Source organism: Ekhidna algicida (assembly GCF_051379705.1).
Lineage (GTDB): Bacteria > Bacteroidota > Bacteroidia > Cytophagales > Cyclobacteriaceae > Ekhidna.
In genome coordinates this window covers 2,184,071-2,199,265 of the sequence record NZ_CP179868.1, presented here as the reverse complement: position 1 = coordinate 2,199,265, position 15,195 = coordinate 2,184,071, and the positions used below count along the sequence as shown (strand labels likewise).

The following is a 15,195-nucleotide window of genomic DNA, read 5'->3' as shown; positions in this document are numbered from 1 at the left end:
AGACAAAACCATTTTTAAGTTGAACTATCTTTTGATAAAAGATGTCCCAACATGTTTTGCACTCGAAAAACTTTGTTAATTTAGGCCATTCCAGCTGAGGTCACCGCTTAATACACACTTGAAAGTAATAAAATATTCATGGGCATTGTAATACCCCTACTCCTAATCACATTTTGCTGCGTAATTATCTGGAGAGCTGGTGATGGTTTCATGACCGCATCAGAATACATTGGAAGAAATCTTTCCGAGGGCGTAAGAGGAGCTACTATCAATGCGATAGCCAGTTCGATGCCAGAAGTTTTTACCTCATTATTTTTTCTATTTGTCCTTACGGACGCAGAAGGTTTTTCTGGAGGAATCGGAACCACCGCTGGTAGTGCGATTTTCAATGGTATGGTGATTCCCGCTGTGGCAGTATTGGCTGTGATTGGAATGAAAATGACTAAAAAAGTACATGTTTCCAGAAAAGTCCTTTTGAGAGATGGTATCGCACTTATCATCGCAGAGTTGATCTTTTTGATTTTAATCAGCGGATCTGTCTTACACTGGTATCATGGTATGTTGCTAATGGGTGTTTATGTGGTCTATATCATTTACATGTTTGCCACTATGAAAAAAACGGAACGTGAGGAGCTTATGGAAGAGTCGGAGATCGATGAATCTGTGTTCGAGCACGATGAAGAACCACAAGGACCTTTTCTAAAAGGGCTTGTCACTTTTGATTTGGAAAGGATATTTATCGGAAATAACAAAATCAGCGGAAGACGAGCTTGGTCACTATTGTTATTCTCCACCATTTCTATCGCTCTCGTTTGCTACTTTCTAGTACTGGCTTGTGAGTGGATAGGTGCTGATACTTACTCGGTAGCCGGATTAGGCGAGTTCAATGGTCTCAATATTCCAGTGATGTTCGTTGCTTTGATTCTAGCATCCGCTGCCTCTAGTTTCCCCGATACGATAATATCTATAAAGGATGCAAAAAGGGGTCAGTATGATGATGCTATTTCCAATGCTTTAGGTAGCAATATTTTTGATATCTGTTTTGCGCTTGGTTTCCCTCTTTTCATCTTTACAATCATTAATGGTCCAATTCACATGCCTCCGGAAATTGTGGATTTGAGTAGTGAGCTTCGATTCCTACTTTGGCTTCTAACGGTACTTGCTGTTGTTATCTTCACAAGTGGCAACTATTTCGGCAAACGAAAATCATACCTCCTGCTTAGTATCTATGTGCTTTTCGTCCTGTATGTAGTAGGGCGTGGCTCTGGAAACGAATTCGCTCAAAGTATTGCAGACTGGTTAGTTTCTGTTGTTAAGTTTTTTAGAATAGGCTAGTATTCTAGCATTCAATAAATATTCCCTCCGGAAGGTTTAAAATAGTGTATACCTCCATCGCTTTGCAACGCTGGCTGGTTTCTTCTCCTGTTTGCATGCTAAAGCGAAAGGTGTGAAGTGGGCATACGATCTCTCCCAAATAATTTACATTTCCCCGATGCAATGCTTCGCCCATATGAGGACATTCATTCCGGAATGCTTTCAGTTTTTCTCCTGTACGAACAATACAAATCTCCTTACCTCCAGCTCTTAACAATCGGGGTTGATTGTGCCGTAAGACTTCTTTTGCGTTAGCTTGCGAATCAAATAGCTTGAACTTCATGACAAGTAAGTAAAACTATGAAATGTCAACGTCAAAAATTTAATCTACAACGAAAGCAGGCATACCTCAACTGTGCATATATGTCGCCTTTGATGAAAAAAGTGGAGAATGCTGGCATCCAGGGTATTAAGAAAAAAAGAAAGCCTTTTCATATCTCAAATAATGATTTTTTTGACGAAACTGAAATTCTTCGCATAAGATATTCTAAACTTATTGACAACCCAGAACCAAAAAGGGTGGTCATTATTCCATCTGTCTCTTATGGCCTGGCAAATGTTGTTGGTAACCTTCCTTTTGTAGATGGAGAGATACTCATTTGCAACGAGCAATTTCCAAGCAATGTATATCCATGGTTAAGGCTTCAAGAAAAGGGTTTTGAGGTAAAAACGATTTCTCCTACCGATAGTGAGAATAGAGGCGAGAGTTGGAATGCCAAAATTCTTGATTCGATCACTGAAAAAACTAGGGTTGTTTCCGTTGGTCATGTACACTGGTCGGATGGTACGCTTTTCCAACTAGAAAAAATTCGCGAAAGATTGGATAAAGTTGGTGGCTTGCTGATCATAGATGGCACTCAATCTGTGGGGGCTTTGCCATTTAGTATTAAGAAGATTCGTCCCGATGCGTTGATTTGCGCGGGATACAAGTGGCTCATGGGACCGTATTCCATAGGACTTGCTTATTACGGGTCAGCGTTTGACAAAGGCACACCGATTGAAGAAAACTGGATAAATAGACTAAATAGCGATAATTTTTCTGGGCTAGTTAACTACAAAAAAGACTATCGGGAGATGTCACTTCGCTACGAAGTTGGAGAGCATAGCAATTTTATTTTGGTGCCAATGATGCTAAAGGCAATAAACCAGCTGGTTAAGTGGCAACCCGATCAAATCCAAGATTATACGAAACACTTAATGGCAGAAGCCATTCTTGAAATGAAGGTGTTGGGGTATAAAGTGGAAAATGAAAGATTCAGAGCAAATCACTTATTTGGTATCAGACTTCCTAATGCAATCGATATTGAAAGTTTAAATAACTCTTTGCGTGCCCATCGGGTAAGTGTAAGCCTTCGAGGAGATGCCATTCGTGTAGCTCCGAATGTTTATAACGATGAAATGGACGTTAGAAAATTGCTGAAAGCGTTGAAAGAACCTATCTTCGCATCAAAACATTAAAACAATGAATTTAACGAATCCAGCAGTAACCGAGGGCGTAAATCTTTTTGTTAATATCGTGATCCTCCTAATTGCGTTTGTACATGCATTGGCATTTGTAAATGCCAGAAAAGAGAAGCAGAAAAAAAATTAATCTACTTCATGATCTCTCTCATGAGAGCTTACGCTTTTGTTGGGCAAAATGTACGGGCATATAATAGCCAAAACGAACAGTCCGATAATTATTCCTAGCATTGCCATTTCTTGATCATTTTTATGTGGATAGCAAATATAATTGCTTCTCCAAGCATGATCTAATTTCCCACTGATCCATTTCCTTATTAAATGAAATCACTACCCCTTTTAGGGTATTTTCTGCGTGATTTTAGCCCTTCTTCTTTGATAAAATGCTAGGTAGCGCTACCATTGTCCTCAAACCAACTAAACCTTAGGAAGATGTCAGAAAATAACATTAAAAAACCCCGTGAGGGAAAAGTGAAAAGAATTGGCAAAAAGATGGGAAAGTCAAAAGCCAAACATTGGGTTAAAAAATATCAAAAAGCAAATCCAAAGGAAACTCATGGATGGCTTTTTGGAGACGATATTTTGAAAACCTTACTTAAATATGAAGGTTGCGAAGGCATCTGGTTTTTCAAAGGCATCAATGATGATGGTGAAGAAAAGCTTGTAATGTTTCCTGCAGATGAAGAAGGAAATATATTGAATAAGAAAATTAAATCCCTTGGAGCTGCAGCAGCTATGAAGGACGGAGATGGTATAGATGATGATCCAGCAGATGATTCTAGAAACTGTCCTCCCTGGTGCCCACAAGGATTGGACGGTTAAGTTTTGGAAGATTTTATCAATTGGTTATTGGAGTTTAGCTCGTTTTCTGGATTAGCAGGAATATTTTTTTTCCTGTTCTTCCCCAAAAAGCTAAACTCCATTTATGGAATAGTTTTTTTGATCATTGCAGCAAGTTTTCTAGCTGACAGTGGAAACTATTTTTTCATTCGACTTGTAAGCCCTAATGGCTATGTTATTGGAAACACTTGGTATCTCCTCAATTATGCTTTGTGTTCTTTACTATTCATTAAACTACTTCCGGACCACAAAAAACTTATTTTATCACTCCTAATCATTTTTGGTATTGGGGCGATTATAAGTTTTTTCTATTACTCATTTGAGGATTCGAACTCGTTCATCAAGGTCTACTCAAGCTCAGTATTCACCTTCTTGTCTCTTCGCCTCTATTTTAGTTTATTAAAAAACCCAAGTGGTCGGCTTAGGAATAATTCGGTTTTTTGGATAGCAAATGCTTTTTTTATCTACGGCACCGTTACACTGCTAAGAAACCTGTTTCTTCAATATTTGGTTTTCGATCTTGAGATTTCAAAAGCAGGGTTTTCATTGATAATGATAATTAACCTCATCGCTAACATTACCAAGAATCTAATTCTATTTTACGGCCTTGTCTTAATTAGCAAGTTTTCTGATTCAAAAGAATCCATTTCCCCCTCATGATAGATACCATAGTAAATATCGTGGTATATGGAACGGCCGTCATTTTTGGTGGCGTGCTTTGGTTTTTATACTCTTTTTCTAAGGCTTACAGCTCAAGAAAATAGCAGTATCTGGTCTTTCAACTTGAAGCCGCTCAGAATAATTTTTTGTTATCAACCTCGGCTGTCTATTGGTCAACATTATAGAGAATTATATGTTTTTTGTTTTAGTACCTCTCGAAAAAAAGCATTCGGTCCATTTCTAAATCCAAACAAGGATATTTAAGTCATTATCTTTATTCACGTAGTGGAAGGAAAAGTAATCTTACTCGTCATAATTGGAACCATTGGGGTAATGCTGATGGCTTTCTCTGTTGTCTTTTTTGTACTCCTATACCGGAGAAAGGTGCTGGAAAATCAGCTTAAGCTCCAAGAAGTGGAAAACAAACATCAGCAAGAAATGCTCAATGCAACCTTGAAATCACAGGAAGAAGAGCGAAATAGACTAGGAACAGAACTTCATGATGGAGTTGGAGCAATGCTTTCGACAATAAAGCTTAATGTTCAAATAGCTAAGCGGAAAGAACAGGTGAATGCATTGGACGGTGTGCTTGGTCATTTAGATGAAACAATTACGCAAGTAAGAAGCATTTCCCACCAAATGATGCCTATCATCTTGAAAAAATATGGGCTGAAACACGCCATTGAGGATTTGTTTGGAAAAATTACCTCTGAGAATTTAGATGCCACCATTGCTCATTGGGATGATCCCAAATTGTCAGAATCTGACTCACTCATGCTCTACAGGATCGTTCAAGAATTGCTTAATAACTCTATTAAACATGCTGAGGCATCCGCGATAACATTTAGAATTCATAGAGCTGATAGTCAACTAGTAATTGAGTATACGGATAATGGAAAGGGATATCCACCACAGATTCTGGAAAGCAGCGATGGAATGGGGCTCTTGAATATTAAAAATCGGTCGCAGGCCATTGGTGCATCTCCGACCTTTTCCAACCTAAGTGAAGGTGGGTCTAAAGTAAATTTGGTAATAGCGCTTCCGATTGATTAATTTGAAAGTGGAAGTGAGTGAAAATGAGTCAACCAGATAAGCTAAACATATTGGTCACTGATGACCACACCCTATTTCGTCGTGGTACTATGATGCTTCTTGAATCCTTTGATGAAGTTGAAAAAGTCGATGATGCAGAAAACGGAAAAGAGGCACTAGACAAGTTGGAAGCCGGAAGTTTTGATCTTATTCTTCTGGATTTAGAAATGCCAGTGCTAGATGGATGGGAAACCGCTAAAAAGGTGGTTTCAAAGTTTCCCGAAGTAAAAATCATCATGATCTCCATGCATGACTCTCTTCAGATTATTTCTGACTTAATTGAAATTGGGGTGCATAGCTATCTTCTTAAAAATGCAGATCCAGACGAAGTACACAAGGCAATTGTCTCAGTTACCAACAATGACTTCTACTATAACCAGCTTGTTTCCAAAGCTCTTCATAAGAAAGTACAAAAAGACGGACTCAATAAGGGTGTGGCAAGGAGAGCCGACATCAGTCCAAGAGAAATCGAAATTTTACAATTGATTTGCCAGGAGCTTACCATGAAAGAAATTGGAGAGAAGCTTTTTGTAAGTGAACAAACTGTCCATACCCACAGAAAAAACTTAATGAAGAAAACGAAAGCCAAAAATGCTGTTGGCTTAGTAAAGTTTGCATTTCAAAACGGAATAGCTGCTTTTTAGACTCTACCCTTTTTTGGGTATTCTAGTACCTGTTTTAGGGTAAATAATCGACGCTTGTTTTTCTACAAAGTGCTATAATGCTTCTTAAATAAGCTTTTTGTTTCATTCGATTCTAAAGGCCATAAAAAACAAACCTATGCTTTTCCTAATTTCATATTGTCATTTATTGATAACAATAGATGATAAGCTCTTAGGTTGATGGTTAATCTAGAAGATACCGGGAGTCCAAGGTTTTCGCTTAATCCTTTGGTTTGCCAACTATCTCACTCACATAGTGGGCTCCCTGGTATCTTCATTTAAGAAATTGATAGTAAATCACACTACTAATCCCAATAAAAAAGGCCCTTTAATCGGGCCTTTTTTTATTTCATTTTTTGTAGAGGTCTACACCGGAATCGTAGTACTTATCTCCTTTATTCCAGAAAGGAGTTTTTTTCGCATTGCCGATCATACGACAGGCATAAACGTAGCTCTTGAAGAATTTTTCAAGGTAGACATAATCCAGGGTATTCGGGTTGTCTCCAGCTTGATGGTAATACTTGGTAATTTCATCATCAAAGGCAGTAAAACCCGTGCTGAATGTGGGAGCTGGGATTCCTTTTGCTGCAAACCTTACATTATCTGATCGATCAAACAACCCTTGATCTGGAGCCGGGTCTTCGATTGCGTCCAGACCAAATGCTTCGCACGCCTCAATAATCATTTCTTCTGCGGTTGTTCTGGTAAGTCCAATAATGGTCGCTTTTGAGGTGTCATTGTAACCTCCATTATCTGAATTAAAGCAATAAACAATCTTGTTCAGATCCACTGGTGAATTGTCTACAAAAGCTTTACTGCCCAATAGTCCTTTTTCTTCACCAGTAAATAATACAAATAAGCCTGATCTTTTTGTTGGATTCATTGCCAGGTTTTGAGCAGCGGAAAGGACCGTAACTGTTCCGACAGCATTGTCACGTGATCCGTTATAAATACTATCTCCATTTGCGTCTGCCTGTCCGATTCCTACATGATCATAATGGGCTGAATAGACCACAAATTCATCTTTTAGCTTGCCATCTGTCCCTTCCAGGTAACCAATTACATTTTGAGACATGAACTTTTCGATACTCGGGTCAGCTACTACAATGGACGCTGGCTTCTTTGTTTCTAAGAATGAAACATCCTCCGCAGATCTATTTAACCAAACATGAGCCATCGCTGAGCCATCATCATCTCCCTCATCCAAAACAGTTTGTTCCTGACTTAGAAACCTAACTAGAAAATTCCACGGAAGAGATGTAGAGTTATATAATTCAATAAGTCCAACACCTCCAAGTTCCTTCACTTTCTTTCTTTTCTCAGAAGCTAGTGAAAACCACTGTTGTGGGCTCTGGCTTTCCCCATCTCCACAAATCGCAATAACAATTTTTCCTTTGACGTCTTCCTCATTCAACTCAGCTGGTAGTCCATATTCTGCATAATAAAATGGCTGATCAAAAACTGAAGTGTTGCCATCTATCAATACAAAATCATCGTTTAGCATAAGCTCTGTATTACCAATCTTAATAGCTCCAGTTGAAGGAGGGCTTACTTTTTTCATAGGCACTGATTGAAAATAGCTATCCATACCAGGTGCCATTTTTATTCCGTATTCAACGAAACGACTTTCGAGATACTTGGCTGCAATTTTCAATCCTTCAGATGGTGTATCGCGCCCCTTCAATTCATCGGATGCAAGAAATCCAATATGACTTTTGATAATTCCCTGGTTAACCGATTGATCTGCTAACTCTTGATCTGTTTGTCCAAAAGCTAATAGTGAGCCGGACAGTAACGTTAATAATAATGTCTTTTTCATTTCCTAAAATTTGGGCCAAGATAGTTTATCAATTCCTTTTGAGTATTCTAGAAATAAAAAAGGCCATCAGCTGAAGCTAATGGCCCATTGATTTATTAACAATTATTCTAATTCAAGAACTCATAAATGCCTGCCACACCTTGTCCTCCCCCAACACATGCGGTTACCATTCCATATTTGCCATTTCTTCTTCTCATTTCATTGAAAAGTGAAATTGACAGCTTCGCTCCGGTGCATCCTAGCGGGTGGCCAAGTGCTATTGCTCCGCCATTCACATTTAACTTGCTTGTGTCGAGATCCAATCCTCTAATTACCCCAAGTGACTGTGCGGCAAATGCTTCATTCAACTCGATCAAATCCAGGTCACTTTGCTTAAGGCCGGCTTGTTTCAAAGCTTTTGGCACTGCCTCCACTGGTCCGATGCCCATGATGCGGGGATCCACTCCTGCTGCTGTGTAACTGATCATTTGAGCAATCGGCTCGAGGTTGTGCTCCTTTACCATTTTTTCACTCATAACCATGACAAATGCTGCACCATCGGAAGTAGGAGAAGAATTACCGGCAGTTACTTGACCTCCCTGCTTAAAAGCTGGTCTTAATTTCGTCAGCGTTTCCATATTAGTTTCTTCGCGAACACACTCATCAGTATCAACAACGTACTCTTTCTTGTGACGCTTACCGTCTTCACCGACGAACGTTTCTTCTACTTTTACTGGAACAATCTCGTCTTTGAATTTTCCGTCTTTTATTGCTTTGGCTGCTTTTTGATGAGATTCCATTGCAAATTTATTGGAGTCCTCTGCTGAGATATTAAAATCTTTAGCAACCTCTTCTGCAGTCAATCCCATGTTCAAGTAATACTCTGGATGCTCTTCAGCAATTTTCCAGTTAAGAGCTGCTTTGTAACCCATCATTGGAACCAACGACATAGATTCTGTGCCTCCTGCTATGATACAATCGGCCGTTCTTGAATGTACTCTTGCACAGGCAAGGTGGATAGCCTCCAAACCAGAACCACAATATCGGTTGATGATCATGCCTGGAACGGAAATCGGAAGAGAGAGCAATGAAATATATCTTCCCATTTGCAATCCTTGTTCCGCTTCGGGAATTGCATTCCCTACAATGAGATCGTCTACTCGAGCTGCATCAAAATCTTTGATTGAGCCGACCAGGTGTTTGATCACATCTGCCGCCAAATCGTCCGGGCGATAAAATCTAAAGCCTCCTTTTTTAGCTCGACCTACCGCTGATCTATATCCTGCTACTATATATGCATTCATATTAAATTTATTTAGATATTAGAGAAGAGAGCCTAGACATTAGAAAATTTACTAATTAATGTTCGAGTCATCTTCTGGATTTCATTTAATTCTTTTGTTGTACCGAGCAACAAATTATCAGAGATAAAGCCAAAATCTTCGCTGATAATCAGTTGCCTTTCTAATTCATATTGGGACCGTAAGGACATTGAAAGAAAGTTCGAAAAATCTTTGTCTGTTTTTCGACCTACTCCCTCTGATATATTAGACGGAATAGAAACAGCACTTCTTCGTATCTGAGAAATTATCCCAAATTTTTTATCAGAAGGAAAATTGGAGGTTATCTGATAGATGACCTTAACCATATCAATGGCTCTTTTCCAGACTTGATGTTCTTTGATGTTGTGCATATCTAGTTGTCTAAATACTTTAGTCTAGTTTCTAAGCGGCTTTCCTTTAAACAAGATGCTTTGGATTCTTTCCAACGTCTTGGGTTCACCACACAAACTCAAAAAGGCTTCTCTTTCAAGATCCAATAGATATTGTTCTGAAACCATGGCCGGAGCAGAGAGGTCTCCACCTGCCATGATCCAAGCCAGCTTTTGACCGATTTTCTGATCATGTTCTGAAATATAGCTTCCATATTGCATGCCGCTTATTCCAGCGTGGAACATCGCCAATGCCGCTTTACCTTGCACTTTAATATTCTTTCTTTCAACAGGTTGAGTATAGCCTGCTTCAGCGAGTGCGATGACTTTTTCTTTGGCATCAGCTAATAGTCTTTTCCTATTAAGTGTGATTTCATCACCGCCTCTCAAAATATGCATTTTTCTAGCCTCTGCAGCTGATGTAGCTACTTTGGCTGTCGCAATGTTCATAAAATACTCTTGTAGCGTATTCAACTCAGGATCTCCCGGTGTAAAGTCATCTGCCGCACGAAGCGTCATTTCTTTAGTTCCGCCTCCTCCGGGAATTAAGCCTACTCCTACTTCAACCAGACCAACATAAGATTCTGCATGTGCCTGAATTGCATCACAATGCAACGACAGCTCACAACCTCCTCCCAGCACTAGGCCGGAAGTTGCAGCTACAACGGGAACACTTGAGAATCTCGCTTTGGTCATCGTATTTTGGAACGTTCTGACCATGAGATCAATCTCATCAAATTCCTGATCTACTGCGTACATGAATAGCATCGCGAGGTTGGCGCCGGCTGAAAAGTTTTGACCTTCATTTCCAATAACAACTCCTCGGTAATCTTTTTCCGCCATAGTAATGGCTGTATTGATTCCCTCAATAACATCCGCATCAACGGAATTCATTTTGGTATGAAATTCTAAATTCAAAACTCCATCACCAATGTCATAAATAGTTGCCCCTGGTTTCTCCCATACGATGTTGTTTTCCTTAAAAGCATCCAAGAAAACAAGACCTTCCGTGCCTGGAATTACTTTGTATGATTTCGACGGAATGTCGTAATACATTTTCTTTCCTTTCTCATAGGAATAGAAGCTTTCAAAACCAGCATCGATCATTTCTTGAACCCAGGGTGCAGGTTCAAAACCTGCGTCTTTCATTTGAGCGAGGATATCTTTCAGTCCCATGGCTTCCCAAGTTTCAAATGGGCCAAGCTCCCAAGCAAACCCTGCAGCTACTGCTTGATCGATTCGGAAAAGCTCATCAGCGATTTCTGGAATGCGATACGTACAGTACTTGAACAGATCGAAGAATGTTTTTCTGTAAAAATCTCCTTCTTCTCCTTTGAGAGAAATGGCAATTTGCAATCGCTTCTTAAGGTCTTCTACCGTTTTAGTTTTATCTAGAATATCAAGTTTTGATTTTTTCTTTTCCTCGTATTCGTAAGTTTTTAGGTTAAGTTCCAGAATTTCCTTCTTGCCACCTTCCACTACTTTCTTATAAAAGCCTTGCTTTGTTTTGTCTCCCAACCACTTTCTGTCATGAAGTTCCTTTACAATATTTGGAAGTTTGAAGCGGTCTTTGGATTCATCTTTGTCCAGAGCTGCATACAAGTTATTGGCAACATTGACGGTAGTATCTAGTCCAACTAAATCAGACGTTCTGAATGTTGCGGACTTGGCACGACCAATAACTGGCCCGGTGAGCTTATCAATTTCCCCAACTGAAAAATTGGTCTCTGAAATGGCATGCATCCCTGACATCATGGAATATACTCCTATTCTGTTGGCAATAAATGCCGGGGTGTCTTTGCATAAAACAGTTTCCTTGCCTAGGTATAGATCGCCATAGTTCATCAAGAAATCTACAATCTCCGGATCTGTTTTTGGAGTTGGGATAATTTCCAGAAGTCTTAAGTATCGTGGCGGATTAAAGAAGTGTGTACCGCAAAAGTTTTTTTGGAAATCTTCACTTCTACCATCTAGCATTAAGTGAATAGGAATACCAGAGGTATTTGAAGTAATCAATGTCCCATCTGTTCGCTCCTTTTCTACCTTTTCAAAAAGTGATTTTTTGATATCCAGGTTTTCCACAACTACCTCAATGATCCAGTCCACATCCTTGATCTTCGATAAATCGTCATCAAAGTTTCCTGTCTTGATCAATCGAGCTGTTGACTTGTCATACAATGGTGAGGGGTTTGATTTGATTGCCGTTTGTAAGGCATCATTCACCAGCTTGTTTCGAGCAGCGGGATTGTCTTTTTGTTTTTCATCCAGATCTCTGGGAACAATATCGAGCAATAGCACTTCTACACCAATATTGGCAAAGTGGCATGCTATCCTTGATCCCATAATTCCGGATCCTAAAACGGCTGCTTTCTTAATGGTTCGTTTCATTTATTATCTGATTGATTATTTGAATTATTGATTTTGTACAAGTCCGTTGCTAGCAAACTCCTCAGAAATTTGCTCCGCTATTTTATCAAACAATGAAGGTTCATCAATGATTTCATTGATTTGGCTCACAACGGAAAAGAAGTCGTTTAGCTTTTCTTCTGAAATAGATGTTCGAACTTTTGAATTGAACTCTCTAACGGCGCGGCGGGAAAGCTCGCGTTTTTCTTTTCCAACTTCAGAAAGAAATATTCTAACCGAACGACCATCGGTTGGATCTTTTTCACGATATACCCAGCCTTTTTCCTCCATTGCCTTCAGCATTCGTGTCAAGCTTCTGGATTCCATTCCCAGTAATGGCGCGATCTTAGTGGCTGGTGTTCCTTTATCAACATCTATATTTAAAAGGACAAAACCTGTGGAGGCTGTGATATCGTAACTAGCTCCGTATTGATTATACATCCGAGAAATGCTGTGCCATAATCCTTTAATATTATAGTCGACCGTTTCTTCTCTTTTCATAAGCTTTAATGCTGTATATTTCAAATATAGCAAAATTTGTTATGCATGCATACTATTTTTTTGCCCGTCTGCATTTAATCCTAGTTTTGAGATATGAATGATCATGAAATACCGAAGGAGTTTTATTCATTTGAAACGAACACTCCTTTTGAGAGGTGTATTGAATGCAACAAGTACCTCCTTGACTCTGAGACAGAGTATATCATAGAAAAAGCGATTAAGAACTACGAGGGATACTCTGCAAAAGATACTGTTTTTGATTATGCTATTTGCATGAAATGCGCAGATGTAATGCGAAAGGAAATATCAAAGGAATCGTGGGAAAGTATGATGCGTTATTTCCAGGAAAATATAGATGTGACTGGACGGCTTGAAATGCAAGATCAGTCACCCCATGAAAACATAAAGTCTTGTATGGTGAAAAAGACAAATGTTGATGATTGTAGAGAATATCAAATCTATGCTCATTGTAAGGGAGAAAAGTTAAATATGGAAAATCCGCCATACATGATTTCCGGGGAAGTAATGGAAGAGTTACTTCCTCTACTTTCTGATAAGACAATAGATGAGATGAATGGGTTTATGAATAAACACTTCTCGCCGGATCCATCGATTATGGAACCGGTGCCTCCTAGGATTTTATTGATGTAAGTGATTTATTAACTGTTGGACTTAAAGGCAACGAGTTTATATTCGTCAAGAATTTGAATCACAGCAGATCGCATGATTCGTTCATTCTTTTGCTCATCGGCGCTAAAAACTCCTGACGCATATCCTTGCCATACAGTGCCTTTTCTTTTTCGATCGTAGAAAGAAACTAGAATGGTACCTTCCTTTAAATCGTATTCTTTTTCGTTGTATTCTTCTCTTAAAGAAACGGAGCTTCTGTAGTCAGAATTTTGTTCGTCTAGAGAGTCTTTTCTAATCAGAACTTTTCCACTAATAAAATTTTGGGTGAGCCAAGTTTGAAATTGTGGTTGTGAAAATCCCTTCAAGTTTACATCATCGAAGAAGATTGTGTAAACTACTACAAGGTCAGGTTTCTTTTCATTGTACTTGTAGCCCCAGGCCTGGAGCACTTTTCTGACGCTCTTTTCAAGGATTACTTTGTCTTCTGAATCTCCGGCAAATCCTTGATTCGTGCCAAAGCCAAAAGTCTTATATCTGTTGAACTTTCCGCTGTAGCTGTAATCTGACTCTACGACATAATCATATCTGGAACAAGAGCATATTAGAAAACATACGATTCCAAAAACTAGAGCCTTCATTACCTAAATCTACTAAAATTTTTTCACCAGCAGATTCTTGTAGCAAATGACGCTTAATAGTGATTTTCGGTAAGTTCAGGTGAGCTTGGGTTTTTTGTAATTGCATCCAATGCCTGCTCAATATCCCAGACCAGATCTTTGGCGTTTTCCACTCCAACTGACAGTCTTACCAGGTTATCGGTAATTCCGTATTTTTTCTTTTCCTCTAAATCCACACCAGCATGCGTCATAGAAGCAGGATGCTGTGCAAGTGATTCTGTACTACCCAGGCTTACTGCTAGTTTGATGAGCTTAAGGTTATTCAAAAATTGAAAAGATTCCTTTTCACCGCCCTCCAAAATAATCGATAGCATTGCTCCAGCCGATGAATATTGTTTTTCAAATATTTTGTGCTGTTCAGTGCCTGGTTTTAATGCGCCCAAATAATGAATGGTTTTTACCTTCGGGTGATTCTTGATTGCCTCATAAACATGCGCTGCATTTTCCGCTTGCTTTTCCATCCTTATTTTTAAGGTTTCCAGACTTCTCAAAAGCAACCAACCCGTCCAGGGTCCTGCCATATTTCCCAGGAAGGTCCGCATTCCTTTTACCTCACCAATAAGTTCTTTACTACCAAGGCAAGCTCCGGCTATTACATCGCTATGACCTCCAATATATTTTGTTGCCGAGTAGAGAACTAAGTCGGCTCCATGTTTCAATGGATGCTGCCAAAGTGGTCCCATGTATGTATTGTCCACAGCCACAAGTGCTCTTTCTTCTTTTTGGAATTTATCCGCAATGGATCTGCACATGTCCAAATCAACCAGGTGATTTGTTGGGTTTGCTGGTGTTTCGACATACACCATTTTTAGTCGCGTAGAGTGACCGCTTTCGATTATCATCTTCTCAATCTCTTCCTGTGATTGATTCGGATCAAAACCCAACACATTGATTCCGAATTTTGGAAGCACATGTTTTACAAAATGATCAGTACCACCATAAATTGGATTGCTATGCAACAACAAATCCCCGGGAGCAAGGAATTGCAAGAGTACAGTTGTTATTGCACTCATACCACTTTCGAACACTGCAGCATCTTCGGCTTGATCCCATAATGTCAATCGGTTTTCTAAAATTTCCAGATCTGGATTGTTTAGCCTACTGTAGATCAGTCCTAGCTCTTCATCTTCTTCTTTCTCTCTAAGTCCGTATGCATTCTCAAAAAAGGCTTTGCCTTCTTCTGCGCTTTCAAAAACGAAAGTTGATGTCTGAAATATGGGTGGTTTTATCGCTCCTTCAGAAAGTGAAGGTTTAAAACCATAAGACATCATTAGACTTTCTGGACTTAGATTTTTCATGTAGTATTGATTTTGTTCGAAAGTGTATGTTTTATCTAAAAAATAAAATCATATTAGAAAAATCAGCTAATATTTTCTTATAAAC

General features: G+C 39.2%; 15 protein-coding genes. 7 read left to right on the top strand and 8 right to left on the bottom strand.

Translation table 11 applies throughout. The annotated features are described in order from the left end of the window. Positions 1-138: 138 nt before the first annotated feature. Positions 139-1,335 carry a sodium:calcium antiporter gene (locus ACL8WY_RS09505; protein ID WP_436514471.1) on the top strand — a complete coding sequence of 399 codons (1,197 nt, stop codon included), beginning with the start codon at positions 139-141 and terminating at the stop codon, positions 1,333-1,335. Between the two features lie 4 nt (positions 1,336-1,339). On the opposite strand, the gene ACL8WY_RS09500 is transcribed toward ACL8WY_RS09505, so the two are convergent. Next, the gene (locus ACL8WY_RS09500) at positions 1,340-1,657 is read right to left on the bottom strand and encodes a Rieske (2Fe-2S) protein (RefSeq protein WP_436514470.1); all 318 of its coding nucleotides are present in this window, start codon (positions 1,655-1,657) and stop codon (positions 1,340-1,342) included. A gap of 17 nt (positions 1,658-1,674) precedes the next feature. On the opposite strand from ACL8WY_RS09500, the gene ACL8WY_RS09495 reads away from it, so the two are divergent. From ACL8WY_RS09495 to ACL8WY_RS09475, 5 genes are all read left to right on the top strand, one after another. Further along, on the top strand, positions 1,675-2,832 hold the full coding sequence (locus ACL8WY_RS09495) for an aminotransferase class V-fold PLP-dependent enzyme (protein WP_436514469.1): 1,158 nt from the start codon (positions 1,675-1,677) through the stop codon (positions 2,830-2,832). A 4-nt stretch (positions 2,833-2,836) separates the two neighbouring features. Beyond that, the gene (locus ACL8WY_RS09490; protein WP_436514468.1) at positions 2,837-2,965 is read left to right on the top strand and encodes a hypothetical protein; all 129 of its coding nucleotides are present in this window, start codon (positions 2,837-2,839) and stop codon (positions 2,963-2,965) included. 302 nt (positions 2,966-3,267) lie between these two features. Beyond that, the gene (locus ACL8WY_RS09485) at positions 3,268-3,657 is read left to right on the top strand and encodes a hypothetical protein (protein ID WP_436514467.1); all 390 of its coding nucleotides are present in this window, start codon (positions 3,268-3,270) and stop codon (positions 3,655-3,657) included. A gap of 963 nt (positions 3,658-4,620) precedes the next feature. After that, positions 4,621-5,388, top strand: a complete 768-nt coding sequence (locus ACL8WY_RS09480) for a sensor histidine kinase (protein ID WP_436514466.1) — start codon at positions 4,621-4,623, stop codon at positions 5,386-5,388. 23 nt (positions 5,389-5,411) lie between these two features. After that, on the top strand, positions 5,412-6,071 hold the full coding sequence (locus ACL8WY_RS09475; protein WP_436514465.1) for a response regulator: 660 nt from the start codon (positions 5,412-5,414) through the stop codon (positions 6,069-6,071). Between the two features lie 367 nt (positions 6,072-6,438). Here ACL8WY_RS09475 and ACL8WY_RS09470 read toward each other — a convergent pair whose 3' ends face one another. The 5 genes from ACL8WY_RS09470 to ACL8WY_RS09450 form a co-directional block, all read right to left on the bottom strand. Continuing rightward, entirely contained in the window at positions 6,439-7,908 is a 1,470-nt protein-coding gene (locus ACL8WY_RS09470) for a M28 family peptidase (protein WP_436514464.1), read from the bottom strand. A 107-nt stretch (positions 7,909-8,015) separates the two neighbouring features. Beyond that, positions 8,016-9,191, bottom strand: a complete 1,176-nt coding sequence (locus ACL8WY_RS09465; protein ID WP_436514463.1) for an acetyl-CoA C-acyltransferase — start codon at positions 9,189-9,191, stop codon at positions 8,016-8,018. Between the two features lie 32 nt (positions 9,192-9,223). Then, positions 9,224-9,580 carry a four helix bundle protein gene (locus tag ACL8WY_RS09460; protein WP_436514462.1) on the bottom strand — a complete coding sequence of 119 codons (357 nt, stop codon included), beginning with the start codon at positions 9,578-9,580 and terminating at the stop codon, positions 9,224-9,226. Positions 9,581-9,604: 24 nt separating this feature from the next. Beyond that, entirely contained in the window at positions 9,605-11,986 is a 2,382-nt protein-coding gene (locus ACL8WY_RS09455) for a 3-hydroxyacyl-CoA dehydrogenase NAD-binding domain-containing protein (protein ID WP_436514461.1), read from the bottom strand. Positions 11,987-12,010: 24 nt separating this feature from the next. Beyond that, positions 12,011-12,505 carry a MarR family winged helix-turn-helix transcriptional regulator gene (locus ACL8WY_RS09450; RefSeq protein WP_436514460.1) on the bottom strand — a complete coding sequence of 165 codons (495 nt, stop codon included), beginning with the start codon at positions 12,503-12,505 and terminating at the stop codon, positions 12,011-12,013. A gap of 93 nt (positions 12,506-12,598) precedes the next feature. Here ACL8WY_RS09450 and ACL8WY_RS09445 point away from each other — a divergent pair, with 93 nt between their 5' ends. Further along, a complete protein-coding gene (locus tag ACL8WY_RS09445) occupies positions 12,599-13,156 on the top strand; it encodes a hypothetical protein (RefSeq protein WP_436514459.1) in 558 nt (185 codons plus the stop codon). 8 nt (positions 13,157-13,164) lie between these two features. On the opposite strand, the gene ACL8WY_RS09440 is transcribed toward ACL8WY_RS09445, so the two are convergent. Both ACL8WY_RS09440 and ACL8WY_RS09435 read right to left on the bottom strand, forming a co-directional pair. Further along, complete coding sequence (locus ACL8WY_RS09440) at positions 13,165-13,773, bottom strand: DUF4136 domain-containing protein (protein WP_436514458.1); 609 nt, start codon at positions 13,771-13,773, stop codon at positions 13,165-13,167. Positions 13,774-13,826: 53 nt separating this feature from the next. Continuing rightward, complete coding sequence (locus ACL8WY_RS09435; protein WP_436514457.1) at positions 13,827-15,110, bottom strand: cystathionine gamma-synthase family protein; 1,284 nt, start codon at positions 15,108-15,110, stop codon at positions 13,827-13,829. Positions 15,111-15,195 lie beyond the last annotated feature (85 nt).

Coding starts and splice junctions, on each gene's coding strand:
- ACL8WY_RS09505 (WP_436514471.1), top strand. CDS start 139: ATGGGCATTGTAATACCCCTACTCCTAATCACATTTTGCTGCGTAATT.
- ACL8WY_RS09500 (WP_436514470.1), bottom strand. CDS start 1,657: ATGAAGTTCAAGCTATTTGATTCGCAAGCTAACGCAAAAGAAGTCTTA.
- ACL8WY_RS09495 (WP_436514469.1), top strand. CDS start 1,675: ATGAAATGTCAACGTCAAAAATTTAATCTACAACGAAAGCAGGCATAC.
- ACL8WY_RS09490 (WP_436514468.1), top strand. CDS start 2,837: ATGAATTTAACGAATCCAGCAGTAACCGAGGGCGTAAATCTTTTTGTT.
- ACL8WY_RS09485 (WP_436514467.1), top strand. CDS start 3,268: ATGTCAGAAAATAACATTAAAAAACCCCGTGAGGGAAAAGTGAAAAGA.
- ACL8WY_RS09475 (WP_436514465.1), top strand. CDS start 5,412: ATGAGTCAACCAGATAAGCTAAACATATTGGTCACTGATGACCACACC.
- ACL8WY_RS09470 (WP_436514464.1), bottom strand. CDS start 7,908: ATGAAAAAGACATTATTATTAACGTTACTGTCCGGCTCACTATTAGCT.
- ACL8WY_RS09465 (WP_436514463.1), bottom strand. CDS start 9,191: ATGAATGCATATATAGTAGCAGGATATAGATCAGCGGTAGGTCGAGCT.
- ACL8WY_RS09460 (WP_436514462.1), bottom strand. CDS start 9,580: ATGCACAACATCAAAGAACATCAAGTCTGGAAAAGAGCCATTGATATG.
- ACL8WY_RS09455 (WP_436514461.1), bottom strand. CDS start 11,986: ATGAAACGAACCATTAAGAAAGCAGCCGTTTTAGGATCCGGAATTATG.
- ACL8WY_RS09450 (WP_436514460.1), bottom strand. CDS start 12,505: ATGAAAAGAGAAGAAACGGTCGACTATAATATTAAAGGATTATGGCAC.
- ACL8WY_RS09445 (WP_436514459.1), top strand. CDS start 12,599: ATGAATGATCATGAAATACCGAAGGAGTTTTATTCATTTGAAACGAAC.
- ACL8WY_RS09440 (WP_436514458.1), bottom strand. CDS start 13,773: ATGAAGGCTCTAGTTTTTGGAATCGTATGTTTTCTAATATGCTCTTGT.
- ACL8WY_RS09435 (WP_436514457.1), bottom strand. CDS start 15,110: ATGAAAAATCTAAGTCCAGAAAGTCTAATGATGTCTTATGGTTTTAAA.